24 protein-coding genes and 2 tRNA genes are annotated in these 24,089 nt (G+C 43.1%); 7 read left to right on the top strand and 19 right to left on the bottom strand.

The genetic code is table 11. From position 1 onward, the window contains the following. Nucleotides 1–15: 15 nt before the first annotated feature. Nucleotides 16–2,253 (top strand): DUF4954 family protein, encoded by a 2,238-nt coding sequence (locus ACI4L0_RS04170; protein ID WP_439798909.1) that lies wholly within the window; start codon nt 16–18, stop codon nt 2,251–2,253. 214 nt (nt 2,254–2,467) lie between these two features. Here the strand turns inward: ACI4L0_RS04170 and ACI4L0_RS04165 are convergent, their stop codons facing one another. From ACI4L0_RS04165 to ACI4L0_RS04150, 4 genes are all read right to left on the bottom strand, one after another. Continuing rightward, a complete protein-coding gene (locus tag ACI4L0_RS04165; RefSeq protein ID WP_439798908.1) occupies nt 2,468–3,451 on the bottom strand; it encodes a DHH family phosphoesterase in 984 nt (327 codons plus the stop codon). A gap of 147 nt (nt 3,452–3,598) precedes the next feature. After that, nucleotides 3,599–4,039, bottom strand: a complete 441-nt coding sequence (locus tag ACI4L0_RS04160; protein WP_439798907.1) for a hypothetical protein — start codon at nt 4,037–4,039, stop codon at nt 3,599–3,601. A gap of 20 nt (nt 4,040–4,059) precedes the next feature. Next, nucleotides 4,060–5,010 carry an ornithine carbamoyltransferase gene (argF, locus tag ACI4L0_RS04155; protein WP_439798906.1) on the bottom strand — a complete coding sequence of 317 codons (951 nt, stop codon included), beginning with the start codon at nt 5,008–5,010 and terminating at the stop codon, nt 4,060–4,062. A 249-nt stretch (nt 5,011–5,259) separates the two neighbouring features. Beyond that, a tRNA-Met gene (locus ACI4L0_RS04150) sits at nt 5,260–5,335 on the bottom strand. 202 nt (nt 5,336–5,537) lie between these two features. Here ACI4L0_RS04150 and ACI4L0_RS04145 point away from each other — a divergent pair. From ACI4L0_RS04145 to csrA, 6 genes are all read left to right on the top strand, one after another. After that, entirely contained in the window at nt 5,538–6,098 is a 561-nt protein-coding gene (locus ACI4L0_RS04145) for a rod-binding protein (protein WP_439798905.1), read from the top strand. Between the two features lie 85 nt (nt 6,099–6,183). Next, nucleotides 6,184–6,627, top strand: coding sequence for a hypothetical protein (locus tag ACI4L0_RS04140; protein ID WP_439798904.1), 444 nt, complete (start codon nt 6,184–6,186; stop codon nt 6,625–6,627). A gap of 64 nt (nt 6,628–6,691) precedes the next feature. Continuing rightward, complete coding sequence (gene flgK, locus ACI4L0_RS04135; protein WP_439798903.1) at nt 6,692–8,563, top strand: flagellar hook-associated protein FlgK; 1,872 nt, start codon at nt 6,692–6,694, stop codon at nt 8,561–8,563. 23 nt (nt 8,564–8,586) lie between these two features. Then, nucleotides 8,587–9,834, top strand: a complete 1,248-nt coding sequence (locus tag ACI4L0_RS04130; RefSeq protein WP_439798902.1) for a flagellar hook-associated protein 3 — start codon at nt 8,587–8,589, stop codon at nt 9,832–9,834. Nucleotides 9,835–9,898: 64 nt separating this feature from the next. Then, nucleotides 9,899–10,342, top strand: a complete 444-nt coding sequence (locus tag ACI4L0_RS04125; protein ID WP_439798901.1) for a flagellar assembly protein FliW — start codon at nt 9,899–9,901, stop codon at nt 10,340–10,342. Continuing rightward, nucleotides 10,342–10,560 (top strand): carbon storage regulator CsrA, encoded by a 219-nt coding sequence (gene csrA, locus ACI4L0_RS04120; protein WP_439798900.1) that lies wholly within the window; start codon nt 10,342–10,344, stop codon nt 10,558–10,560. Before ACI4L0_RS04125 ends, csrA begins: the two co-directional genes overlap by 1 nt. Here csrA and tsaB read toward each other — a convergent pair. The 15 genes from tsaB to ACI4L0_RS04045 all read right to left on the bottom strand — a co-directional run bounded on the left by tsaB (nt 10,557) and on the right by ACI4L0_RS04045 (nt 24,083). Beyond that, nucleotides 10,557–11,240: a tRNA (adenosine(37)-N6)-threonylcarbamoyltransferase complex dimerization subunit type 1 TsaB gene (gene tsaB / locus ACI4L0_RS04115; RefSeq protein WP_439798899.1), complete on the bottom strand. Its 684-nt coding sequence runs from the start codon at nt 11,238–11,240 to the stop codon at nt 10,557–10,559. The two genes, csrA and tsaB, sit on opposite strands and share 4 nt — an antisense overlap. Next, a complete protein-coding gene (gene tsaE / locus ACI4L0_RS04110) occupies nt 11,237–11,689 on the bottom strand; it encodes a tRNA (adenosine(37)-N6)-threonylcarbamoyltransferase complex ATPase subunit type 1 TsaE (RefSeq protein WP_439798933.1) in 453 nt (150 codons plus the stop codon). Before tsaE ends, tsaB begins: the two co-directional genes overlap by 4 nt. 42 nt (nt 11,690–11,731) lie before the next feature. After that, entirely contained in the window at nt 11,732–12,001 is a 270-nt protein-coding gene (locus tag ACI4L0_RS04105) for a hypothetical protein (protein WP_439798898.1), read from the bottom strand. 21 nt (nt 12,002–12,022) lie between these two features. Beyond that, nucleotides 12,023–13,099: a PilZ domain-containing protein gene (locus ACI4L0_RS04100; protein ID WP_439798897.1), complete on the bottom strand. Its 1,077-nt coding sequence runs from the start codon at nt 13,097–13,099 to the stop codon at nt 12,023–12,025. A 2-nt stretch (nt 13,100–13,101) separates the two neighbouring features. Then, nucleotides 13,102–13,701, bottom strand: a complete 600-nt coding sequence (locus ACI4L0_RS04095) for a hypothetical protein (protein ID WP_439798896.1) — start codon at nt 13,699–13,701, stop codon at nt 13,102–13,104. 12 nt (nt 13,702–13,713) lie between these two features. Beyond that, complete coding sequence (fliD, locus tag ACI4L0_RS04090) at nt 13,714–15,792, bottom strand: flagellar filament capping protein FliD (RefSeq protein WP_439798895.1); 2,079 nt, start codon at nt 15,790–15,792, stop codon at nt 13,714–13,716. Next, nucleotides 15,792–16,169 carry a flagellar protein FlaG gene (locus ACI4L0_RS04085; RefSeq protein ID WP_439798894.1) on the bottom strand — a complete coding sequence of 126 codons (378 nt, stop codon included), beginning with the start codon at nt 16,167–16,169 and terminating at the stop codon, nt 15,792–15,794. Before ACI4L0_RS04085 ends, fliD begins: the two co-directional genes overlap by 1 nt. Before the next feature lie 129 nt (nt 16,170–16,298). Then, on the bottom strand, nt 16,299–17,153 hold the full coding sequence (locus ACI4L0_RS04080) for a flagellin N-terminal helical domain-containing protein (protein ID WP_439798893.1): 855 nt from the start codon (nt 17,151–17,153) through the stop codon (nt 16,299–16,301). Between the two features lie 340 nt (nt 17,154–17,493). Then, entirely contained in the window at nt 17,494–18,354 is an 861-nt protein-coding gene (locus tag ACI4L0_RS04075) for a flagellin N-terminal helical domain-containing protein (RefSeq protein ID WP_439798892.1), read from the bottom strand. A 223-nt stretch (nt 18,355–18,577) separates the two neighbouring features. Next, a complete protein-coding gene (locus ACI4L0_RS04070) occupies nt 18,578–19,636 on the bottom strand; it encodes a glycosyltransferase family 4 protein (RefSeq protein WP_439798891.1) in 1,059 nt (352 codons plus the stop codon). Nucleotides 19,637–19,662: 26 nt separating this feature from the next. Further along, nucleotides 19,663–20,847 carry a nucleotide sugar dehydrogenase gene (locus ACI4L0_RS04065; protein WP_439798890.1) on the bottom strand — a complete coding sequence of 395 codons (1,185 nt, stop codon included), beginning with the start codon at nt 20,845–20,847 and terminating at the stop codon, nt 19,663–19,665. 70 nt (nt 20,848–20,917) lie between these two features. Beyond that, a tRNA-Gly gene (locus ACI4L0_RS04060) sits at nt 20,918–20,990 on the bottom strand. A 233-nt stretch (nt 20,991–21,223) separates the two neighbouring features. Next, entirely contained in the window at nt 21,224–21,757 is a 534-nt protein-coding gene (locus tag ACI4L0_RS04055; RefSeq protein WP_439798889.1) for a 3-isopropylmalate dehydratase small subunit, read from the bottom strand. A gap of 24 nt (nt 21,758–21,781) precedes the next feature. Beyond that, nucleotides 21,782–23,068, bottom strand: coding sequence for a 3-isopropylmalate dehydratase large subunit (locus ACI4L0_RS04050; protein WP_439798888.1), 1,287 nt, complete (start codon nt 23,066–23,068; stop codon nt 21,782–21,784). 61 nt (nt 23,069–23,129) lie between these two features. Further along, a complete protein-coding gene (locus tag ACI4L0_RS04045) occupies nt 23,130–24,083 on the bottom strand; it encodes a D-2-hydroxyacid dehydrogenase (protein ID WP_439798887.1) in 954 nt (317 codons plus the stop codon). Between the last annotated feature and the right edge of the window lie 6 nt (nt 24,084–24,089).

Here is a 24,089-nt window from a genome sequence, read left to right as displayed (position 1 = left end):
TATATAATTGAATTCATGTTAAAAATAACACCTGCATCTGACTATAATGATTTTAAAAATATAAACTCTGAATTTATAAAGGGAAAAAGAAACCTTACCCCGGAGGAAATTATTGTCCTTGAGCGGAACGGAAATTCCTCGTCTGATCCTAGCTGGAAAAATATTTTTGTAAGCTCAGGCGAAGGAAAATTCAATCCCTTTCAGATACGGCAGAGTGATTTTTCCGGCCTGATTATTTTGGGCGATATTTATGACTGCGATATTTCATTTCATGACTTGAAGCTCCGCACTGGGATTTACAGTTCCATTCTCAGAAATGTGTACGTGGGCGACAACTGCGTGATTCAGAATGTGCGCTATCTTGACAATTACCGCATCGGCTCCCGTGTCATTCTTTTCAATATTATGGAAATGTCCTGCACCAAACATTCAAAATTCGGTGAGGGGCTTTTGAAGCAGGATGAGCCTGAGGAAAACCGAATATGGATTGGAGTCGGAAACGAAAACAACCGCCGCGCTGTTCTTCCTTTTGTGGACATGATTCCTGCTGATGCTTTTCTCTGGTCAAGGTTCCGCGATGACTCTGCTCTTATGCGCCGCTTTGTTGAGCTTACCGAGCATGGCAGAAAAAATTCCCTAGATACGTACGGAATTGTGGAGGATTATGTCGTCATAAAAAATTCAACGCTTTTAAAGGACGTGAAGGTCTGTTCCTGCGCCTATATAAAGGGAGCATTGAAGCTGAAAAATATCACCGTGCTTTCGTCGGAGGATGAGCCGAGCCAGATTGGAGAAGGTGTGGAGATGGTCAACGGCATAATGGGCTACGGAAGCCATGTTTTTTATCAGGCCATTGCAGTCAGGTTTGTTATAGGGCGGAATTGCCAGCTGAAGTACGGAGCGCGTCTTTTGAATTCAGTGCTGGGCGATAATTCAACTGTGTCATGCTGCGAGCTTTTGAACAATCTGATTTTTCCATTCCATGAGCAGCACCACAATTCTTCTTTCCTGATTGCTTCAACCGTGATGGGGCAGAGCAATATTGCTTCGGCTGCTACAATCGGCTCCAATCACAATTCTCGCAGTCCGGATTGCGAGATGATTGCTGGCCGCGGATTCTGGCCGGGACTTTGCACTGATTTCAAGTTTGATTCAAAATTCGCTTCGTTTGTTCTTGTCGCAAAGGGAAGCTATGTGAATGAGCTGAATGTAATCTATCCTTTTTCTTTGCTTGCTCCGAGCAACGATGACTGTACAGTTCATATTATTCCGGCATACTGGTTTCTTTATAATATGTTTGCGATTGTCAGGAACAAGTATAAGTTTCTGGCCAGGGACAAGAGGGCGGTCAAGGTTCAGCACATTGAAACAAATCCTCTTGCACCCGACACTGTACAGGAAATTATAATTGCCACAGAACGCATTGTGGAGCTGACTTCAAGATACCTGAGCCTTCCTTCCGAGGACTGCCGAAAAATGACAAAGGAAAATCCGCAGCCTGAGCTTCTTCAGAAATTCCGTCAGATGGAAAAGTCCGCAAAGGATGCAGAGGAACGCATGAAAATCGCCAGGGAATATCTTGAGCAGAATCCGAATTCAAAATTTCTCCTGACTGATGAGCGGTGCCAGAAAAAATACGGAGCGGTAATCTACAAGCCCGCCCAGGGATATAAGGAATACCGCCGCGTGCTGAAATATTTTGCCGCAGAGTGCCTGATGGACTATGTGTTAAAAAATAAGCGCGAAAGTTTGTGCCGCAGCGACTTTGAAAAAATTGCGCAGATTCCTCTTTATACAAAATGGCTTAATGTCGGCGGCCAGCTGATTCCAGAGGAAAAAATCAATGAGCTTCTCTGCATGATAAAATCCGGTCAGATTTCTTCTTGGCAGGAAGTTCACGGTTTTTATGATGAATGTCAGCGGCTTTATTCAGATTACAAGGCGCGCTATGCTGTGCATACAATGGAATTTTTGTACTCAAGGAAAATTCAGGATTTTTCCGCGCAGGACTTTGAGGATTTCCTTCAGGATGTGGCATTTGTTGCTCTGAATATGCTTGAGTCTTCTCTTGCGATACGCAGCAAGGATTTTACCGATTACTTCCGCTCTATAACTTTCAGAAACGAGGCGGAAAAAGATGCGGTGCTGGGTAATCTGAGCGATGACAGTTTTTTGAAGCAGCTTAAGGCTTCAACAGAAGAATTTACAAATTCTTTGAATAAGCTTTTTTCCAAAATCAGAACAGATTCATAGCATTTTATGGCTATAGGTTTGTCTTTGAAAGAAGTGTCTGAGCGTTCAAGTTAGGCTTCAGATATTTTTTCCAGCAGAATTTTCAAGAAGCCATGGATAAAATTTGCAATCAGTCTTTTTAGTTATGGCGTAATCTTTATGTTTTTTTATGCTGACAAAATTTAAATGATTTACGCCATTTTTCAAATTTTAAAACTCTGAATCGGAAAAAACTCTAAAGAACCTTTGCAAATTCCTTTAGAATCTGTGGGAGAAGTGTTTCTATTTTTCCCTCGGTGCTTGCTCCTGATGCATTTTTATGTCCGCCGCCGCCGAATTTTGCCGCAATTGCGCTTACATCGCATTTGTCCCTTGAGCGAAGTCCGAGCGTGCATGAAAATTCTGTTTCCTGCCGGATAAAAAGAACAGCCTCAACATTTTCGACTTCAAGCATAAGTGTGTAAAAGGCATCGCTGTCGCGTCCTTCCTGACCGAATTTTTTTGTGTCCTCCATTGTTTCAAATGTTGTAACAAGCTTTCCGTTGAAGTGTCTTTCTGCATGCTCAAGCATTATTCCTAGAAGTTTTCTTGTGTTCCACTGTTTTCCGCCTGTGATTTCCTGGTATATTTTGCGAGGATTCGCTCCTGACTCTACAAGTCTGGCTGTTCCCCTGAAAACTTCCGCGCTGTTTTCCGTGAGGTACTTGAAAAATCCAGTGTCTGTGGCCATTCCAAAAAACAAAATGCCGGCCTGTTCTCTGGTAGGTTTTCCCACGATGGCCTCAAAAAGCTGCTGCACAATACATGAGGCTGCCGGTGCGGAAGAATCTATGATGCAGTCAGGGGTTTTTACATCGGCTGTCTTGTGATGGTCTATGATAAATGTGGAAAGTCCCGTCAGGTCGCCGTCAATGTCACCGATTCTGGAAAGTTCCGAGCAGTCTGTAATTATAAGAGCGCATCTGTTCCGGTCGTCCTGTGCCATAAACGGAAGGCTGTTTTTGAACTTCGGCGCGAATTTTTTTATTTCGTTTCTTTTGAATGGACCTGCGTTTAGCATTATATATGGCTTTTTTAGCGCATCCAGAATAAATGAAAGTCCTATGCAGCTTGAAACGCAGTCGCCGTCCGGTTCCTTGTGTCCTGCGATTATAAATGTGTCATGTGAATCCAGAAAACTTCTGAATTTTGAAATCTGTTCCTGTGTGATGAGGTTCATTTTTTCCTGCCTGAAATTAAAAAAAGACCTGTCTCCGGTAAAATCCGGAAGACAAGCCTCCCTTTGTGTTCTTTTTTATTTCCTCAAAAAGCCTGTTGAACTGTCTGTTTGCCCAGACAAACTGAAAAACTATTTGAGGTTCTTTTTTTAGTAATCAAGTGTGAGTGTCTCTGCGTCTGTTCCTTCAATCTGCATTCCGCTTGGAGCGATTGCCCACAGGGAATTATATCTGTTTGTAGGAGCTGTGACCCAGACCTTCAGAAATTCGCCGTTCTGCTTGATTACAGTCATGTAAGGAGCAAGACCTTTAGGCGCAGTCCTGAAATTCAGCTTTCTGGCTCCGTTTTCATTTTTGAACCATTTTTTTGGAAGAACTGCCGTTCCGATATCTATTCCCTGCTTTTCATACAGAACAACATAGGAATCCTTCTGGTCATAAATTTTAAATATCCTCACATTCTGATAAGTAATGGAAGAAATGTTGTCTCCGTGATCCCAGACAGGCTGGGTTGCGCGTTTTTCTTCCTGTGAAAACAACGGTAAAACCATAGCAAGGGCAAGTGCTGCCGCAGCAAAAAATCTTTTCATGAATTCCTCCGAGGTGTTTCCTAAATAAGCGCGAGCATAATGGCTTTTATGGTGTGCTTTCTGTTTTCAGCCTGATCCCAGACTTTGCTTGCACTGCTTTCAAATACTTCCTCTGTTACTTCCTGCTCCTTTACCGCGGGAAGGCAGTGAAGAAATATTGTGCCAGGCTTTCCAGTAGCCTCCATAAGAGCCCTGTTCACTTGGTATGGCTGAAGCAATTTTATGCGTTCCTCTTTTAGCGATTCTTCACCCATGGAAACCCAAACATCAGTATAAAGGCAATCTGCGTTTTTGACAACTGAAATTTTATCTGAAACAGTTATTGCCGCCCCGGATTCCTTTGCGAACGGCTCGCAGATTTCTATAATCCTGCTGTCCGGAAAAAGCTCCTTTGGCGCATAAACGCTGAAGTTGATTCCGAATTTGGAGCAGATGAGCATGAGAGAGCGCGCCATGTTGTTTCGTCCGTCTCCGCAGTAGCACAGAGAAAGCCCTTTCAGATACCCGAAATTTTCCTTGAGTGTCATGATGTCGGCCAGCACTTGGGTAGGGTGAAAGTCGTCCGTGAGTCCGTTTATCACAGGAATTCCTGAGTATTTTGCAAGGTCTTCCACGTGATCCTGCCGGAATCCGCGGAATTCGATTGCGCTGAACATTCTTCCAAGAACACGCGCGGTGTCCTGCACGCTTTCCTTTCCGCCGAGCTGAATGTCATCAGTGGACATAAAAACAGGATGGCCGCCTTCTTCCCCAAACGAGGTTTCAAACGATGAGCGTGTACGGGTGGAGCGTTTTTCAAAGATAAGGGCGATTGTCTTTCCCAGAAATCTCTGATGTACTTCTCCGCGGTGGGCTTCTTTTTTTACCTGAAACGCCCAGTCAAGTATTTTGCTGATTTCCTCGGGCTTCCAGTCAATCCAATTTAAAAGGCTTCTTCCCTTGAACGGGCTTTTGAATTTTTCTGCCTTCATTTTTTATATCTCCCATAAAGGCATCCGTAGAAAACCTGTGCAAATTGATTTTTCATGAATGCCTGCGAATTCCAGCTTTTCCGCTGCTGTCAGAGCTGGAACACCGCATTTTAAAAGAACCCGTAAAAACTTCCGCTCTTGCAGGTTTCCTGAATACGTCGAGTCAAGTCTTGACTTCGCCGTTTTTAGAGTTTAGCGATTATAAACCCCAAATAAAAAAAGCACCTCAGTAAACTGAAGTGCTCCTTTTGGTAGTGGCAATAGGGATCGAACCTATGACACATGGAATATGAGTCCATTGCTCTACCAACTGGGCTATGCCACCACGAATATTCAGACTATAGCATGACTGGAAAAAACTGTCAAGCGGTTATGTTTTTTTTCTGCATTTTTCATAAAGAAAATAAAAGTGAAGTTTTTCAATTTTTTCCTTAAAAAAAAGTGTTTTTCTTCTGGAAAATGACGAAAATATAGAAAACAAGCAGATAGTTTTATTTGATTGTTTTTTTTAATAGGCAAGGTGGAATATGGCTGTAAATGGTATCTCAGGAACTGGAATCACGGGAACTCTGTCAAATGGAAGCGCTGCTCTTGATTCTGCGTCTTTTCAGAAAGATGCTGAAAAATTCTCTTCGCTTGTAAGAAGAATGCAGGATAAGGTCGCTCTTGAAATTTCAGAGGGAAAAACAGTGTCCGGAGTTTCGTCAAGCCAGATTGCCAAAAATCATCGCCTCAACGGAGATTACACCCAGGGCTTTCATGATGTCTTTACTTCAGAGGCGGACAAGACTGCAAAACCAAAGGGATTCGCTGCGGGAACAAAAACTTCTTCAGGAAAAACTCCCGTAATCGATAAAACTTCTGAGCTGTATGCGCAGTCTATGGAAATGGAAAATTATATGGTAAAAATAATGCTTTCCTCCATGCGGAGCACGATTCAGAAAAGCGGTCTTTCGGGAACTGAAAATGAATATGCCCGCCGCCTTTATGATGACATGATGTACGATAATATGGCTGAATCCATTACAAAAAACGCATCCCTCGGTCTTGCCGATCAAATCTATATAGAGCTTTCCGGTCAGAGATAATTCCCAGTTTTTCTTTTTTTTCTCTAAATAAAATTTCTTGTATTCCGATATTTAAACAGAAACTTTCTTTTGGAAGGAAAAGTGTATGGCGGAAGAAAAGGAAATTGAACTGATAAGCGTCCTCAATGAGCAGGAGCGGATTCTTGACTCTATGCTTGATGAGCAGAATAAAATTCATGAGTGCGTTGTAAAGCGCAGCTGGGCGGGGCTTGAGGAATATGTTTTGAATATAAACGAGCTTGGAAATGAATTTTCCAAGGCTGATGAATTCCGAGAGCAGATAGCTTCGGTTTCAGAAAGCATTTATTTTCATCCTGAAGTCAAGGATATTTTTCTCCGCGTAAAATCCAAGCTTTCAAGAAGCAAGGTTGAAAATGACGCGCTTGCAAAATATGTGAGCGCAACAAAGAAATTTATTTCTGAGGTAATGGATCAGTGCGCCTCGCAGCAGAGAAATGAAGTTTATTCTTCCAACGGCACGCTGAGAAAAAACTACGCACAGAGTATTGTGGTCAACAGAAGCATTTAGTGCGGTTCACGGGCGCAGCTTGGACTGTGCCTGGTACTCTTATCTTTTTTGGGAGCAGACAGTTATGGCGAATTCATTTGCGGGAATTGAGATTGGAAAAAGAAGCCTTATGGCTCACTCGACTCAGATACAGACTGCAGGACATAATATTTCTAATGCTGACACAGAAGGCTATTCCAGACAGCGTGTTATTGTAAAGGCGTTTGAGCCGATTTACAGGCCGGACTTGGAGCGCGCAATGGTTCCTGGACAGATAGGACAGGGTTGCGACGTGGAAAGCATTTCCAGAATAAAGGATGAGCTTCTGGAAGGGCGCATAGTTGAACAGCGGAATGTGGAAACATACTGGGAAACAAGAGACAAGTACTATTCAATGATTGAGTCTGTCTACAATGAGCCGAATGATGTTTCTGTGCGCACAAACATGGATAAATTCTGGCAGGGATGGCAGGAGCTTTCCGCGTATCCTGAAAGCGATGCTGCTAGGCTTGCAGTGGTTGTTCGCGGACAGAGTCTTACGAATTCTATACAGCAGCAGTATAAGAGTCTGCGCGGAATCGGAGATCAGATAAACGGAGACATAGAGTCTGTTGTAAAGCAGGTGAATGATCTTTCTCGCCAGATAGCCAGTGTCAACGGAGAAATTGTCAGAAGCAAGGGGCTTGGAGATAATCCGAATGATCTTATGGATCGCCGCGATCTTCTTGTTGAAAAACTTTCCGCGCTCATAAATGTTACGGTAACACAAAAAGATCCTGATGAATTTATGGTTCATACGGACGGCCAGATTATAGTCCAGGGAGATCTTGCAAGACAGATAGAAACTGTGGGGCAGATTGACAATAATGGATACGGAAAGCTTGTATGGTCGGACACAAAAATAGATGCCCAGTTCCACGGCGGAACACTTGGAGCTTTGGTTGAGCTTCGCGACAAGGATATCCGCAAGGAAATTCAGTCATTGAATACAATGGCTCTGAACTTTGCTGATCTTGTCAATGATGTTCACAGAAATGCCATTGGAAAGAATAATGTCACTGGACTTGATTTTTTTGTGCAGCATGATTTTGTTGAGAATGTAAATGGAAACTATGACCGCAACGGAGACGGTGTCGAGGATACTTCATATATTTTTAGAATGACTGGAACGAACACGCTCAAGCCTCAGGAGCAGATCGGTCTTTCCGGTGTGATGACAATAAACGGTCAGAGCGGAAATATAGCGGTTGAATATTTTTCCACTGACACTGTTGAAGATGTTGTCAACAGAATCAACGATTCAAACGGCGAGGTCAAGGCTTATCTTGACAGAAACAGCCGACTTGTTTTGAAGGCTACCGCAGCTGAAGGAATGGAAAACCCTGATTTTGTTATCCGCCATGTTGAAGATTCCGGGCTGTTCCTTGCAGGATATGCTGGAATTCTTCAGGGAAGCGGCGCAGAGAATGCCTATGATTTTAACCGCGCGGATGCTGTTGATGTTCTTGCAGGCGCGCAGTTTGCAGTTTCTCCTGTGCTGAATCCTTCTGCATATATTGAAGTCAACGGGCTTATTCAAAATGATGTTTCAAGTGTGGCCGCAGCTTTCAGTAATTCCAAGGGGTTTGCAGAACCGGGCGACGGAAGGGCTGCTGTTGAAATGGCCGCTGTCAGAAATACAAAGATAATGATTGGAAGCGAGCGCACGTTTGATGACTATTTTGCTGACACTATAACCAACGTTGGGTTAAAGGGCGAGCAGGCGCAGAATCAGCTTGCTACGCAGAATAAAATCATGGGCGACCTCAGGGATCTTCGGGACAGTATATCCGGAGTGAATATAGATGAGGAGCTTGCTGATATAATAAAGTTCCAGCATGGATATAATGTCGCCGCGAAATTTATCTCAGTGCAGGATGAACTTTTAGATACACTTATAAATCGTCTTGGTGTATGATTTTAATGGAAGCGAGGTGAAGTATGCATAGAATCAGCTCTCAGTTTAATAATACCGATACCCAGTATCAGCTTAGAAAACAGGAAGTCCGCCAGGCAGTAAAAAACCGCCAGATTGGAACTCAGAGCAGAATTGGAAATCTCCGCGATGATCCGATTGCGGCAGGACATCTTGTTCGCTACCAGTCATATCTTGGACGTGTGAATCAGTTTGAAAAAAACGCACAGACCATTGCAGATCAGCTCAGCGTAAGGGAAGGCTATGTAAACCAGAATCTTCAGATTATGCAGAGGGTAAGAGAGCTTGCTGTCACTGGTGCGAACGGAACCTATACCGGCGAGGATCTAAAGAATATGGCAGTTGAAGTCAACGAGCTTCTGAAGGAAATGATTCAGAATGCAAACGCTGTCGGTCCTGACGGAAACACTCTTTTTGCCGGAACACGAACAAAGGGAATTGCTTTTGATGTTGTCATGGGAAATGTTCCCGGCTCAAATGAAGCTCTTATTGAAAAGGTCAGCTACAAGGGAAATATCGATGTCAATAAAATTGAAGTTGACGAAAACGCATATCTTCAGATTGACAACAGCGGAAACAAAACTTTCTGGGCAGAACCGCAGCATCTCATCGGACAGCGTGATCTGACTTCATGGCAGGCTCTTGAGGATTCTGTGATAAGCATTGACGGCACAGAAATTTCTGTAAAGTCAGGCGACAATATTTATGCTGTTGTTGCAAAGATAAATGATTCTGGAGCTGCGGTAAAAGCTTCTGTTGATCCTGTTTCGCTGGGGCTTTCCCTTGCCACTACTGACTCGCATCAGGTTTGGCTGGAAGACAAAACAGGAAGCGCGCTGGCCGACATGGGAATGATTCAGGATTCCAGCCAGTTTCCTCCGTATAATATAAATACTTCCGCGGTGAAAGTTTCAGGAGGCTCTCTTTTTGATGCTGTCATTGCTCTTCGCGATTCAATGCTGAAAGGCGATCAGGAAACAATCGGCAGCCGTGTGCTTGGAACTCTGGATTATGGAATAAACAATCTTACAACCCGTCTTGCAAAATCCGGAAGCGACTATGAGCGCGCAATGAATAATGCCGAACGCTCAAGAACAGGCAATGTGAATATAACACAGCTTGTGAGCAGGGAAGGGGACATTGATTTGACAGAGGCCATTACGGATCTGAAAATGATGGAATATGTCAACCAGGCTACAATGAGCAATGCCGGAAAAATGTATTCAAGTACTCTTTTGAATTATATGCGCTGATGTAAAAATAAACTGCCTCTGAAGCCTTGTGGTTTTAGAGGTTCCCCATAATAGGAATTTTTTTATGACTGTGGAAACAAAAACAAAGGGATGTGTTGAAGTTCCTGACGATAGGTTTATTTCCCTTCCGTTCGGGCTTTTTGGATTTGAAGAATATACTGATTTTGCTCTTGTGGACAGTGAGTACGAGCCTCTTGTTTGGCTTCAGTCGCTTCAGGAAAAAAATCTTGCATTTCTTCTGATAGATCCTTTTTTGATTGCCGATGACTATGAAGCTGAAATCGATGATGCCGAACTTCTGAAAATCGGAATAAAGGATCCTTCGGATGTAACGGTGTTTACGATTGTGACTGTTCCGGATGATGGAAGCGCGGTGACTGCAAATTTCCAGGGACCTCTTATCATCAACAGAAAAAATCACCAGTGCATTCAGGCTGTGCTGGACGGCTCAAAATATACAACAAAGCATAATATTCTTGAAGCCTTAAGGCGGAAGGAGGCAAAATAATGCTTATTCTTTCCAGAAAAATAGATCAGAGAATCCGCATCGGCGATGATATTGTGCTTACAATAATTGACGTAAAGGGCGACCAGGTGAAAATCGGAGTGGAGGCACCTGGCAATGTAAAAGTCTACAGACAGGAAGTCTTTGATGCAATCCAGTCTGAAAATAAGGCCGCGGCATCTCAGGTTTCAATGGAGCGCCTTGGAAAGCTTTTGGGCTAACTTCTATTTTTTGCTTCCAGCACTATTTCAGCCTCGCTTTTTCTTACGTAAAGGGGGCCGTCATAATCCTTTAAAGGCTCCTTTTTTTCACTGATCATTTTTTCAGCTATTTCAAAAAGGCTGTTGCAGCAGTCTTCATCCGGTGAAAAGCTGTGCAGGGAATACAGCGGACTTATTTCCGCTGTTCTTTCGCAAAATATTTTTCCCGCAGGACCGCATGCAAGAACAGGACTTTCTGTGTCAAGCTGCTTTAGAATTTCTTCAATTCCAGCATCTTCCTCTGCCCTGAGTTTTTCTCCGCGGATAAAAAAACTGTAAAAGAATTCATCCTCTTTTGCTTCAATCACAGGAAGAACTGTTTCTATTGCTTTTCTGTAGGGCCATGCATAGGCGTCAAGCGAAGGTATTCCATAGAGCGGAATATTGCTTGAAAGTGTAAGTGCCTTGAGCGCGCTTAAACCGAGCCTTAGACCGGTGAATGTTCCGGGACCTGTTGTAACTGCGCTGTAGTCAAGTTCTTTTGCGCAAAGACCTGTTTCTTTCATTACATAATCTATTGCAGGAAGCAGCTTTTCTGACTGCTTTATTCCGATGTCAAGCACAATCTTTGCCGAGATATTTTCGTTTTTTGCGGCCACGGCAAGCCTTGAAACCGCACAGTCTATTGCAAGAGCCTTCATTTTACTTCCCCGTTCAAGTCGATTTTTCCATTGTTCCAGTTTTCAATTTTTATTTCACGCCCGCCGTCTTCCGTCGGCTTTATTTCAACAGAAATTGCTCTCTTGGGAATTTCTGTTTTTACTTTTTCACTCCATTCAATTACACAAACTCCATTGCCGTAAAGCATATCATCAACTCCCAGGTTCGCAAAGTCTTCAGCTCCGTCAAGCCTGTAAACATCCATGTGGTAAAGAGGAAGCCGTCCGCCATTGTATTCGCTCACAAGACAGAAAGTAGGGCTTGTGATATTGTCTGTTATGCCGAGCGCCTTGGCAATGCCTTTTGTTATTGTGGTTTTTCCTGCTGCAAGAGTTCCCGACATTGCGAGAATATCACCGGGCTTTAAAAGAGCGCCGATTTTTTCTCCCAGCAATATTGTTTCATCTGAAGAATGTGTATGGAAAAGCATTTTTTTCACCTGCTGATATTATTCACTGAATATTTTTATTTTCTAGACCTGTGGAAGAGAACCGTCCTGCGCCATCTTGTCTATCTTTAGTTTAAGAGCCTTTGCAATGGGAAGAACAGGATAGTCAATTTTATTTGGAAACGGATCAAGATCAACGGTTCTGATTCCAAGCGGATTTGTTTCCACTGTGAAACTTATCGGAATTGATATAACCGAAGTCAGAACTTCAATTTTTGCGACTGCCTTGTAATGGTGTATGTAGTAAATATATCCGTCTTCTTTTTGTATTGAACCTATCTCTAAAATTTTCATAGCAAATGTTTATTTCCATGTTTAAAGGTAATCATAAATCGCTGCATAAATGTCATTTCTTGCAGTTATATTAATATCGGTAAATTTTATATATAAAACAAATGTTTTTTCATCCATGGATTTCTTTGTCTTTATTATAAGCCCCTGCGCCTGGTGTTCTGTCAGCCCGGGAATTTTAAAATACAGCTGTATGTACTGATCCTTTGTAATAGGAAGCGAGCACGAAACCTTGCATCCGCCTGCGGAAATATCAATGACTCTTCCCGGAAATTTTTTCGGCAGAACCTTGAACTGCGTTTTCCGTCCTGTGCCAATCTGCTTGACAGCGGAAAAAAGGCATTCAAAGTTTGTTCCCTTGCGCTTGGTGGTTCTCTTCTGAATTACTTTCAAAGATGATGAATGTGTGGCAAGAAGCAGCTCCTTTCCGCTTGGAATTATTTCGTAGCGGACAGCGGTGAGCGCGCACTGATAAAGAATTCCTGTGGAAGAAGAAAAGTTGATCATGAATTTTGAAAGCTGCTTGGGCTTTATGTACTGAAGTTCAGGTGTGATTTCCACATAAAGACCTTCCGCCTGGTTCTTTTGAACAGTTGCATCATGAGGCATCCGCTGGCTGTCTATAATCCGGATCTGCTGGCCGGGGCGCAGGGATCTTGTTGATGTTATGGAATGTTTCTTGTTGTAAAGTTTTTCAAGCTTGTATCTGAGTGAAAATAAAAGCGAAGTTTTTTCTTCGTTCCTTATTCCGTTTGAATTCAGCCTGTGAAATTCATTTTTAAACAACGTGTGCATTTCTGCTTCTGAGCGGTATGAAAAAAGAATATTGCGGACTTTATTCCGCCTGCATATATGCCAAAGAAATTTTTTTTCAGAGCTGTCAAGGTTTGCATCCCTGGCTATTTTCCGTATATCTGAAATTCTTGTTTCCCGGTTTTTATTGGCTTCAATCCATTTTATTGAGCTTCTGTGTGATCTGTGCTTTATATAAAAAAGATATATAGCCGCCGAAGCAGCCGCCGCAAGAAAAAAAAGTGCGACAAAAGTATATACGAGTCCGCCTATAATAATTCTTGCTTCGATAGGAGAGCCTGTTTCCATTTTTACCTCTTGATGCCGTCTTCTATTGCCTTGACAATCAGCTCAAGCCGAGGCGCAATTTCATATTCGCATAAATCACCTGATGTCACAGTGTCTTTTGCCTCAAGCGATTGCTCAAAGTCCGCTGCGATCGGCGCAAATTCCTCGAAGAAGTCTGTTATGCTTTTTCCGTCGATTATAATGCTTTCATAGACTTCGGGGAAAAGAGCAGACAAGGCCGCTGTATGGCAGAAATTGTCGATTGCCTCTGCAAGCTGCGCTATCACTGTGTTTGCATCCTTGTCTTTTCCGCTCTGCAGCGCAACAGGAATTTCAGGGAGTTTTGAGGCAAGCTCTGAAAATGACTTTTTTGCTTCCTCAAGCGAATCCAGAACATCAGCCTTGCTTATGACCGTCAATTCAAGCACGGTGTCATCTGAAATCGGAGAGGCTGCCGCTTGCTCGAAATCCTCTGCAAGAATTTTTTTCCTATTGAGATGAATTCCTATTGTTGTGGCTTCGTTTTCTGATGCCTGCTTTTCAAAGGACTTTAAAACTTCGCCCACAGTTTTTTCATCTTCAAGCGTAATGTCTATTTTTTCTTTGTTTACAAAAAGTTCCATTTGATTTGCTCCTTATCTGTTTCTGCTGTTTTGGTTTGAAAAATTCTGCATTGAGGACTGCTGGCTTTCAAGACTGTTCAGCGTGCCTTCCATATTTGCATATTTTCTCTTCAGCTCCGCTTCCTTTCTGTCAAGCTGGGTCTGAAGCCGTGTAATCTTAGAGTTTGAATTCTTTATCTGTGTTTCAAGCGAATTTGTCTTTGCTGATATTATTCCGCCTGACTGAACCCACGAAGTAAGCTGCCTGTCTATCTTATATCCGATTCCATCATCTATAATCAGGTCTCCGTCAGAATCATAGCCAAAGAGATTTTTTATCTCATCAAGATGCGCCTTCAGATTTTCATCAAGCTTTTTCTCGTCAACTTCAAGATAGCCCCTCATCTGCGACGGACTGTAGCCGCGCGCTCCTCCTCCCGCGTTTGTTGAAACTCCAATCTGCGAAAGCATCGTGACTGCCGCATTGTCTGAAAAACGATAGCTCGATGCGACTGTCTGCTGAAGTGATGATTTTCCGTTTGTAAGCGAAAAATCCCCCTGGAACATTCCAAGCCGCTCATAGGCTTTGTCCTGCTCATCAGATGAAAGATAGTCAAGCTCGGAAACAATTTCAGGCTTGTTTATGGAAAGTATGTTCATTTCCGCAATGGCCTGGTTGTATTTTCCTACAAATGTAATAATCGCATCTTTTGCGGATTCTGTATCCGGCTCGATTTTTATATTTGCAGGCCTTTCTGTTTTTTCATGCACATGAATGGTCACGTGCGGAACGATATCGTCAATGTCATTTGTAGGACGGGTGATTGTAATTCCCTCATATTTGAGCTTTGCATCCTGCGCTGTGGAAATGGCATTTCTCGGCTCGAATCCAAGCGACTTTGTTTCATCAAAGCAGACAGGGGCCGTCATTTCTATGGTTTTCCCGGTGTTTGAATTTCTTACAACAAGCGACTGCGCTCCCGGAAAATCAGAGAGGCTCACAGATACTTTTGTTTTTCCGTCCGAATCCTTTGAAAAACTGCCTGTGCCAAGGGGATGCTCTTTTCCGCTGGAATCCTTTATAAAGAAAATCTGATCGTCGGGAATTTCAACTGGAGAAAGGAAAGCCTGCTGTTCCTGCGCCGGCGGAAGGGTGGAGTCGCTCGGATTGTTGAATATGCTGATTCCCTCGTAGGTAACACTGAGCGGAATCGGAAGCTCCAGAGTTTCTTTTGGCGAATCTGCTGCGGACTCTGTTATGTCGCCGGTTTTTTTTCCGCTGAAGGAAAACTGAATTTTCCCTGCGCTGGATGAAGCTATCTCTGATGGAATCTTCTGCTCAAATCCGCCTCTTGGCTCTATTTTTATTATTCCCTTGCTTTCGCTGACTTTGCTTTTTGAAATCGGCGGAAGCTTTTCCTGTGGAATTTTGTCCTTTGTTTCAGGTGTTTCTGCTGAAAAGGCAGAGTATTTCATTACAGTTGTCTCTGCTTTTACAGGCGAAATCATTCCGATTTTCTTTGCAAAGTCCAACGCGCTGTTTTCAAAGACAAGCCTGTTTTCGGCGCCCGTCTTGAGGCTTTCTATAAGGAGGGCTTTTTTCCCTGCGCTCACTCCGATCAGGCTCGCTTTTACAACGGAATTTCCTCTCTTGTTTAATGCTGAAACAAAATCGCTGAGCTTTCCGCCTTTCCAGCTGAATTCTACTTTTTTTTCTCCCGCGGAATATGTGTATGTTCCTGCATCAACCTGCATATTTGCATCAATTTCATCGCTTAAAAATCTGTCTGCTGATGCGGGATTTATAATTTCAATTTTAAACGAGCCAAAATCGGCTTCGCGGCCGGCATCAGCTGTAACTGCATATTCTTCTGATGATGATGATATTCTGTTGCTGAACGGGTTTTCAAATGAATATAATGTCTTTACGCTGTCCTGCAATGACGACATTTTCTGATTTATGCCGCGCCAGGCATCCTGGTGCTTTTTGTATGTCTCTAAATTCGCTTCCTCTCTTTTTAATGGAATGCGTTCCACTTCCATCAAGGATTCAACGAGATCATTTGTTTTGTATTTGTCGCTTACACCTGGTATGTTCAGTCCGTCTGCCATTAAATCATTTCATCAAAAAGCACACCGATAGCTTGTTTCATCCTAGCCTGAAGTTTCTGTATGTCTTTTGACGGTATTTCCCGAATAATTTCATTTGTTGATGCATCCACAACTGTTACCACGACTCTGTTCAGCTCATCATTTACATTGAAATGCAGCTTGTGTCCTGTAACAATATCTGAAAGCCGTTGCAGTTCCTGCACTGAAGCTTCCAAATCAGCTTTGTTTGCCTCAAAATTCTGAAGAACCTCTGAAGCCGAATTTGGCAATGTTCCTTTTGCGGGAACTTTTGATTCTCCTTTTTGCGGAGAGAAAGCGTTGTAGACTTGACGGCCATCCATTGCCATTGTCTGACCATTCATACTTATTGTATTCATGGACATTTCCTCCTGAAATAAAAGAGAGGGGAAGGGGGCGCACCCCTCCTCACTCTTGTGCGTTACTGTCTAAAAGAAGACATCCAGATTTCTCTTATACAGAAAACGCAATTACAACTTTAGCTGTTTCTACTGAAGCAAAGCCAATACATTCTGTGACTGGCTGTTTGCCTGAGCGAGCATTGCTGTACCTGACTGAGTAAGAATAGAATTCTTTGTGTACTCAACCATTTCAGAAGCCATGTCAGTGTCGCGAATTCCTGATTCTGCTCCCTGCATGTTCTCTGCTGCAACAGCGATACCGTTAGAAGCCATCTCAAAGCGGTTCTGGTATGCGCCAAGATCTGCTCTCTGGCGCGAAACTGACTTGAGTGCTGCATCGATAGCTCCGATCGCCATGTTGGCTGTATCAGGAGTTGAAATGCTTATCTGCTCATCAGTTCCCTGTGAGCCTTTAAGTCCAAGAGCCTGTGCTGTCATTGTTCCAATGAAAGCTGTTACTCTCTGATCCATATTAGCTCCAACCTGGAATGTCATTACATTGTTTGTTACAGAATTCTCTGCAAAACGTCCTGTAAGAAGGTTCATTCCATTGAACTGCGCCTGTGATGCAATGCGGTCTACTTCAGCAACAAGCTGTGAAACCTCAACCTGAATCTGCATGCGGTCTTCATCGCTGTAGATTCCGTTTGCAGACTGAACTGAAAGCTCGCGGATTCTCTGAAGAATGTCTGTAGTTTCCTGCAGATAGCCTTCTGTAGCCTGGATAAAAGAAACACCATTCTGAATATTTCTGTTAGCCTGGTTAAGTCCGCGAATCTGGCTGCGCATCTTTTCTGATACTGCAAGTCCTGAAGCATCATCTCCAGCACGGTTGATTCTTTCGCCTGAGCTGAGCCTTTCAATGTTTCCCATCAGCTGGGAATTAGAAACTCCCAATGTGCGGTTTGCAAACATTGAGCTCATGTTGTGATTAATGACCATAATAATGTCCTCCATGAATCTTACATTCTGCATCATGCAGTATGTCTGTCTGTAAAAGCCTTTTCTCCGGTTTTTGCGCCCCCGTCAGATAAGGCTTTGCACAGCAGAAACCGTTGCTTTTATTTTTCCTTGTAAAAAACGAAGCAACCGCCTATGCTGTTACAGACATTCAGGAAGACATAATTTTCAAAGATCAGCTTCTAAAATGAAGCAAAGCGTGGCAAATCGCCACAAAATTTGCGGGAAGAATTATAAAAAAAACAAAGAAGCAGAGTGAATCTAACCTGCAAACGGCAAAGAGCATAGAAAAAAATCCATGCTCTTTGTTTAGTATATCACACTATTGAAGCAAAGACAAGACGCTTTGTGACTGGCTGTTAGCCTGTGCAAGCATCGCTGTTCCCGCCTGTGACAGTACCTGGTTCTTGGTGAATTCCACCATAGCAGAAGCCATGTCAGTATCGCGGATTCTTGACTCGGATGCCTGTGTGTTTTCAGCTGCGATGTCAAGTCCCTTCACTGCATAGTCAAGACGGTTCTGGTATGCGCCCAGATCCGCACGCTGCTTGTTGATGGCTTTGAGAGCTTCATCAAGAGTTCCGATTGCGCGGTTGGCATCACTTGGAGCCGCAATAGACATGATTTCCTCAGTGCCGATTTCCCGGATTCCAAGAGCTGCTGCTGTCATAGTTCCAATGTAAACAGACATACGCTGATCCATGTTTGCGCCGATGTGGAGCCACATAGATGCTGTAGGTGTGTTTTCACCAGTAGGGCGTGCAAATCTTCCTGTAAGCATGTTCATACCATTGAACTGCGCCTGAGATGCAATGCGGTCTACTTCTGCTATGAGCTGGCTTACTTCAACCTGAATCTGCATGCGGTCTTCATCTGAGTAAATTCCGTTTGAAGACTGAACTGCAAGCTCTCTTATGCGCTGAATGATATCTGTAGTTTCCTGCAAGTATCCTTCAGTTGTCTGGATGAAGCTGATTCCGTTTGCTGCATTTCTTGAAGCCTGGTTCAAGCCGCGTATCTGGGATCTCATCTTTTCAGAAACTGCAAGTCCTGAAGCATCATCGCCAGCGCGGTTGATTTTTTCGCCTGAAGAAAGTTTTTCCATGTCCTTCTGGAGTGAATTCTGTGTTACTCCCAAAGAACGATTTGAAAACATTGCGGACATGTTGTGATTGATGACCATAATTTTCCTCCATGGAATAAAAAGACCAAATCCTTTTGGTCTGAAACTGTAAAAGACTACATCTGCATTACAAGGCTACATCTGCAATCTTTTACATTGATCAACCTGGCTGATGTCTTCTACGAAGTTGAACAGCCATAGTTTTTCATTATAATTTTCGGCATGATACAGAGGAAACTTTAATATTTTTTTATTTTTTTGAATTTTTTTTTCAGATGTTTTTTTAGGATTCCATCAGGATTCTTTTTAGTGAATCGGCGGCGTTTTTATATGTGTATTTTTTCAAAACGGCGGCGCTGTCTTCTGTTTTTTCCGCAAGAAGATTTTCAAGGCTACAGTCTGTGCTGTTCCATTCTATGTAGTGCGCGGAATTTCCGTAGATTTCCGGCAGGCTGGCAGAGCGAGAGATTATGATTTTCGCGCCGCATGAAAGGGCTTCAAGAGGGGGAATTCCGAATCCTTCATAGTAGGATGGAAATATAAAAGCCCGGCAGTTTTCCATGAGAGCCTTGACCTGTCCGTCTGTGATATATCCCAGCAGAGTTACATTTGGCAGAAGCTTAAGGGATTCAAGTTCCCTGGGAACCAGCCCTGAGATTGCTTTTCCTGAAACTGCGAATTGCTCCCCGGGATTTTTTTCTGCGTACGAGGCAATCCAGCGCAGGTTTTTCCGCTTTGAAAGGCTTCCCAGTGTAAAGTAAAAGCTGTTTTTTTTCAGCAGGGGAAAGGAATCAAAAATAGAATAATCAGGCGAAACTGAGTCAAAGTGCTCCCAGCCATTCGGTATGACGGCTATTCTTTCAGGCGGAATCTTATAGGCCTTTGCAATTCTTTCCCTGCTGAATTCTGAAACTGTAAGGACTTTTTTTGCGTTTTTTGCAATATTCCAGTAGCTTATCCGGCAGTAGAGCTTTATAAGAATGTCCTTGAATGTCTTGAAATCCCCTGGAAAGTCCTTTGCATAGATGTCATGAAGAAAAGCATAGCCGCACTGTTTTCCCAGGGGAGCCGTATTTGAAAAACTGAGGGCAGTCGCTCCGAGCTTTTTGCAGGCTTTTGGAAAAACAGACATATCCCAGAGCGGAAAGCTTTTTATTTTCTTGCCGGATGCAATGACTCTTATATTTTTGAACTCAGGAATGATGCGGGCGTTTGCGGGGGCATAAAGGGCAATTTCCTGTGCGCCTTCAGGGTTCAGATCCATTTGCCGGCAGATTTCCCATGCAAATCTTTCAATTCCTGTGAGATTCCTGCAAAGAAAATTTCCGTTTATCAAAATCATAGAAAGCCTCCGCATGCAGATTGCTGCTAGTCGCGGGAGAACAAGTCTCTTGTGTAGACTTTTTCTTTTACATCCTTGAGCTCCGGCGCCATTCTGTTTGAGATGATTATATCGCACATTTTCTTGAATTCATCAAGATTTTTTACTACCTTTGAATTGAAAAAATCATCTCCGCTGTATGAAGGCTCGTAGACCACAACAGGAATTCCCTTTGCCTTCACTCTTTTCATTATTCCCTGAATTGAGCTTTGGCGGAAGTTGTCGCTGTTTGCCTTCATTGTAAGCCTGAACACACCGACCAGTTTTGGTTTTTTTGAAATAATCTGGTCTGCGATAAAGTCTTTTCGTGTTGAATTGGATTCGACTATTGCATGTATTAAATTCTGCGGAACATCCTTGTAGTTTGCAAGAAGCTGCTTGGTGTCCTTTGGAAGACAATAGCCGCCGTAGCCGAAAGAAGGATTGTTGTAGAAATCACCAATGCGCGGATCCAGGCAGATTCCTCTGATAATAGAGTTTGTGTCCAGCCCTCTTGCCTCTGCGTAAGTATCAAGCTCATTGAAGTATGCTACACGCAGCGCAAGATATGTGTTTGCAAAAAGTTTTATGGCTTCCGCCTCTGTGCAGTTCGGATAAAGAGTTTCAACATCTTTTTTGATTGCGCCTTCTTTTAAAAGATCTGCAAACTGAACTGCTTTTTCCTTGAGCTCCGGCTGATTTTTGGGAAAACTCACCACAATTCTGGATGGATAAAGGTTATCATAGAGGGCATGACCTTCCCTGAGGAATTCAGGAGAAAACAGAAGGTTTTTTATTTGCATTTCAGCTTTTATTTTTTCAGTGTAGCCAACAGGTATTGTGGATTTTATAACGATTGTTGCATCTGGATTTATCTCTTTTACTGTCTTCAGGACACTTTCTACTGATGTTGTGTCAAAATAGTTTTTGTCCGGATCATAGTTTGTCGGAGTGGAAACAATGATAAAATCAGCGTCTGTGTATGCAAGTTTTGTGTCTGTTGTGGCAGTGAGATTGAGATTTTTCTGTGAAAGGTATTCTTCGATTTCCTTGTCCACAATCGGCGATTTTCTGCTGTTTATTAAATCAACTTTTTCCTGAATTATATCAGTTGCAAATACCTCATTGTGCTGTGAAAGCAATATTGCATTTGAAAGCCCTACGTATCCAGTTCCTGCAACAGCAATTTTCATTTTTTCCTCCTGTTTATAGGCTGATGACGGTTAAGCAAAAAAAAAGACCTTAGAAAATCTAAGGCCTGAAAGCGGCAGAAGGGAGTCGAACCCTCGTCTCCAGCTTGGAAGGCTGGGGTAATAAGCCGTTATACGACTGCCGCATTGCTTATGAAAAATATAATATAGCAGTGAAAAAAAATTGTCAATAGGAAATCCCGAAAAAACAAAAATTTTTCGGGATAACTTATGTTTTTTTACCTGCACGAAAAATTTCAAGTCCAGAAACTGAAAATTCCTGCGGTGAAAAACTTATGCTGCGAATTCCGGCTGGCTGTTATAGCGCGGCCTGGAACATCGCATTTTTTTTAGCTGCCTCTGGATTCAAAGCCTTCCCTTAGTATCTTTTGTCAGCGTAGCCTATCCAGCCTTCATTTTCAACAAGCGCCTTTTCAAAGCCTTCAAGCTTGAATGGATAGCTTTTTGAAAGAGAACCTGCTATGAGCTTTACTTTCCATGTGCCATCTTCTTTCTGCTCTATTTTACATTCGGTGTCCTTGTCGGCGAATGTCCTGAACATATCGTCTATGTCTTTTTTGCTCATGTCGAGCGCAAGAAGTCCGCAGTTATACATATTCTGGCGGAAAATGCGTGCGAAATTCACTGCGATTACACAGTAGATTCCGTTCACTTCCAAAGCCCAAGGCGCATGCTCACGGCTTGAACCGCAGCCGAAATTCTCGCGTGTTATAATAACTCTTTTTCCAAGAACATCTGTCTTTGGATTGAATCCATCGAGCTTTAAATCTTCAAGAAGATACGGCTGAAGCGCCTGCTTGGTATTTTCTGTAAGATACTTTGCAGGAATTATTTCGTCAGTGTTAATATCTGAGCGATCCAAGAATAAAACTTGTCCACCAAACTGTTTCATTTTGTTCCTCGTCTTTGTTTATTTTCAGCCTTTAAAAAAGCTTGAATTAGTGATTGTTCCTGCAATGGCTGTGGCTGCTGCAGTTGCCGGGCTCATAAGATGAACCATTCCGCCTTTTCCCATGCGGCCGTTGAAATTGCGGTTTGTTGTTGAAGCGCATACTTCCCCCTCGGCAAGAACTCCGTTGCTCATTCCAAGGCACGCTCCGCATGTGGGGTTTGTGACACAGAATCCTGAATCCATGAAAATCTTTATAAGACCTTCCTCGAGTGCCATTTTATAAACCAAAGGTGTCGCCGGGCTTACAATTCCACGCACATTTTCTGCGATTCTATGACCCTTTAAAATTGCGGCGGCCACACGCAGGTCGCTGATTCTGCCGTTTGTGCATGAGCCGATATAAACCTGATCTACCTTTGTGCCTTTCATTTCTGAAACTTTTTTTATCTGGTCAGGCTTGTATTCCACTGTGCATACAGGCTCAAGATCTGACAGGTCAAAGGTATATACCTTTTCATATTCAGCGTCCGCATCATCAATCCACTTGCTGTAATCGCTGAGGGCGGCTTCCTTTGAAGAGAATTCATCCTTGATAAATGGCCACAGGTACTCAACTGTTGTCATGTCAGGAAAGCAGATTCCGCTTGTTGCTCCCGCTTCAACAGCCATGTTGCAGACAGTCATTCTTTCTTCCATTGTCATGCTGTCGATAACAGGACCTGTGAATTCCGCAACGCAGTTTGTGGCTCCGTTTACACCAATCTGTCCGATAAGGAAGAGGATTACATCCTTTGCGTATACGCCTTCCTTGAGTTTTCCGTTAAGAATGAATTTTATGGTTTTCGGCTCGCGGAAAGAGCAGACTCCCTTTAAAATTCCGACTTCCAGATCTGTTGTTCCGACTCCAGCTGCAAAGGCTCCGAAAGCTCCGTGTGTGCAGGTGTGGCTGTCTCCCATGATTACAGTGAATCCCGGGCGGACAAAACCTTTTTCCGGGAAAATTGCGTGGCATACACCGTTTTCGCCGATGTCAAAAAAATCCTTTATGCTGTTCCTTCTGGCCCAGTCACGGAGAATTTTTTCCTGCATTGCGCATTTGCTGTCCTTTGCAGGTGTCACATGGTCTATTACAGCCTTTATTTTTGTGCTGTCAAAAACCCTGTCCTTGTTTCTTTCAACAAGATCATTGATTGCAATAGGAGTTGTGATTTCGTGGCAGAAAACTCTGTCAAGTTTAAGAATGTTTGTTCCCTTAAAAGGTGTTTCAAGCAGGTGGGATTCAAAAATTTTTTGAGCGATAGTCTTTCCCATAAATTTTCCTCTCTTAATAAACTTTAGTATAATTAAAGTTTATTAAGCAATGTTAAAATTGTCAATACGGCTTGGAAACAACATTCTGCGGTGCTCCATTGATAAAGCAGCGTATATTTTCAACTACAATATTTAAAAGCCTCTGACGGGTTTCTGTAGCGGCCCAGGCTATGTGCGGAGTTATCAGGCAGTTGGGCGCTCCCAAAAGCGGATTGTCTTTTTTCATAGGCTCTTCGCTTACAACATCAGCTGCATATCCTGCTATTTTCCCCTTGTCAAGAAATTCACGGACATCTGCTTCGTTTACAAGCGGTCCGCGGGCAGTATTTATAAGAAATGATGTTTTTTTCATAAGAGAAAGAGTTGTTCTGTTTACAATATTGCGTGTTTTTTCTGTCAGCGGAGCATGCAGCGATATAAAATCCGACTCATTGAACAGGGTGGACAAATCCACAGGATGCTTTATTTCCGGCTTCTGTGTCCTTGTGCAGACAATAACTTCCATTCCGTAGGCTTCCGCGATTCTTGCAACCCTTGAGCCTATGCTTCCGTAACCGAAAATTCCAAGCTTCTTGCCTTCAAGCTCGATGAGAGGAACTTTCCAGTAGCAGAAATCGGGGCTTCTTGTCCAGTCGCCTGACATAACGCTGTCTGAATGAAGCTGTGTGCGGCAGGCAAATTCGCTTATAAAGGCAAAAACAAGCTGCGCAACTCCGGCTGTGCTGTAGGAAGGAACATTTGTTACTGTGACATGATGCTTTCTGCATGCCTCCAGATCTATGACATTGTAGCCAGTTGCCTGAACTCCAATGTATTTCAGATTGGGACACTTGCTGAGTATTTCTTCTGTGATATTTATTTTATTTAAAAGAACCGCATCACTGTCTCCGATTCTTTCAGCAACAAGAGAATCCTCTGTTCTTGGAAAAACATTAACCTGCCCGAACTGCTCAAGCACAGACCATGAAAGATCTCCGGGGTTCAGGGCATTTCCGTCAAGAATCGTAATCTTCATATAGAA

The organism is Treponema sp. (assembly GCF_051883275.1).
Taxonomy (GTDB): Bacteria; Spirochaetota; Spirochaetia; order Treponematales; family Treponemataceae; genus Treponema_D.
Note: the sequence above shows the minus strand (reverse complement) of the source record. Positions and strands in the feature narration are given on the sequence as shown.

Excerpts from the sequence above, each read along its gene's own strand:
- ACI4L0_RS04105 (WP_439798898.1), bottom strand. The coding sequence starts at position 12,001 with ATGAAAATTTTAGAGATAGGTTCAATACAAAAAGAAGACGGATATATT.
- tsaB (WP_439798899.1), bottom strand. The coding sequence starts at position 11,240 with ATGAAGGCTCTTGCAATAGACTGTGCGGTTTCAAGGCTTGCCGTGGCC.
- ACI4L0_RS04080 (WP_439798893.1), bottom strand. The coding sequence starts at position 17,153 with ATGGTCATTAATCACAACATGAGCTCAATGTTTGCAAACCGCACATTG.
- ACI4L0_RS04065 (WP_439798890.1), bottom strand. The coding sequence starts at position 20,847 with ATGAAAATTGCTGTTGCAGGAACTGGATACGTAGGGCTTTCAAATGCA.
- ACI4L0_RS04170 (WP_439798909.1), top strand. The coding sequence starts at position 16 with ATGTTAAAAATAACACCTGCATCTGACTATAATGATTTTAAAAATATA.
- ACI4L0_RS04125 (WP_439798901.1), top strand. The coding sequence starts at position 9,899 with ATGACTGTGGAAACAAAAACAAAGGGATGTGTTGAAGTTCCTGACGAT.
- ACI4L0_RS04100 (WP_439798897.1), bottom strand. The coding sequence starts at position 13,099 with ATGGAAACAGGCTCTCCTATCGAAGCAAGAATTATTATAGGCGGACTC.
- flgK (WP_439798903.1), top strand. The coding sequence starts at position 6,692 with ATGGCGAATTCATTTGCGGGAATTGAGATTGGAAAAAGAAGCCTTATG.
- ACI4L0_RS04095 (WP_439798896.1), bottom strand. The coding sequence starts at position 13,701 with ATGGAACTTTTTGTAAACAAAGAAAAAATAGACATTACGCTTGAAGAT.
- ACI4L0_RS04070 (WP_439798891.1), bottom strand. The coding sequence starts at position 19,636 with ATGATTTTGATAAACGGAAATTTTCTTTGCAGGAATCTCACAGGAATT.
- ACI4L0_RS04085 (WP_439798894.1), bottom strand. The coding sequence starts at position 16,169 with ATGAATACAATAAGTATGAATGGTCAGACAATGGCAATGGATGGCCGT.
- ACI4L0_RS04130 (WP_439798902.1), top strand. The coding sequence starts at position 8,587 with ATGCATAGAATCAGCTCTCAGTTTAATAATACCGATACCCAGTATCAG.
- fliD (WP_439798895.1), bottom strand. The coding sequence starts at position 15,792 with ATGGCAGACGGACTGAACATACCAGGTGTAAGCGACAAATACAAAACA.
- ACI4L0_RS04075 (WP_439798892.1), bottom strand. The coding sequence starts at position 18,354 with ATGGTCATCAATCACAACATGTCCGCAATGTTTTCAAATCGTTCTTTG.
- ACI4L0_RS04165 (WP_439798908.1), bottom strand. The coding sequence starts at position 3,451 with ATGAACCTCATCACACAGGAACAGATTTCAAAATTCAGAAGTTTTCTG.
- ACI4L0_RS04145 (WP_439798905.1), top strand. The coding sequence starts at position 5,538 with ATGGCTGTAAATGGTATCTCAGGAACTGGAATCACGGGAACTCTGTCA.
- argF (WP_439798906.1), bottom strand. The coding sequence starts at position 5,010 with ATGAAGGCAGAAAAATTCAAAAGCCCGTTCAAGGGAAGAAGCCTTTTA.
- ACI4L0_RS04055 (WP_439798889.1), bottom strand. The coding sequence starts at position 21,757 with ATGAAACAGTTTGGTGGACAAGTTTTATTCTTGGATCGCTCAGATATT.
- csrA (WP_439798900.1), top strand. The coding sequence starts at position 10,342 with ATGCTTATTCTTTCCAGAAAAATAGATCAGAGAATCCGCATCGGCGAT.
- ACI4L0_RS04140 (WP_439798904.1), top strand. The coding sequence starts at position 6,184 with ATGGCGGAAGAAAAGGAAATTGAACTGATAAGCGTCCTCAATGAGCAG.
- ACI4L0_RS04045 (WP_439798887.1), bottom strand. The coding sequence starts at position 24,083 with ATGAAGATTACGATTCTTGACGGAAATGCCCTGAACCCCGGAGATCTT.
- ACI4L0_RS04160 (WP_439798907.1), bottom strand. The coding sequence starts at position 4,039 with ATGAAAAGATTTTTTGCTGCGGCAGCACTTGCCCTTGCTATGGTTTTA.
- ACI4L0_RS04050 (WP_439798888.1), bottom strand. The coding sequence starts at position 23,068 with ATGGGAAAGACTATCGCTCAAAAAATTTTTGAATCCCACCTGCTTGAA.
- tsaE (WP_439798933.1), bottom strand. The coding sequence starts at position 11,689 with ATGCTTTTCCATACACATTCTTCAGATGAAACAATATTGCTGGGAGAA.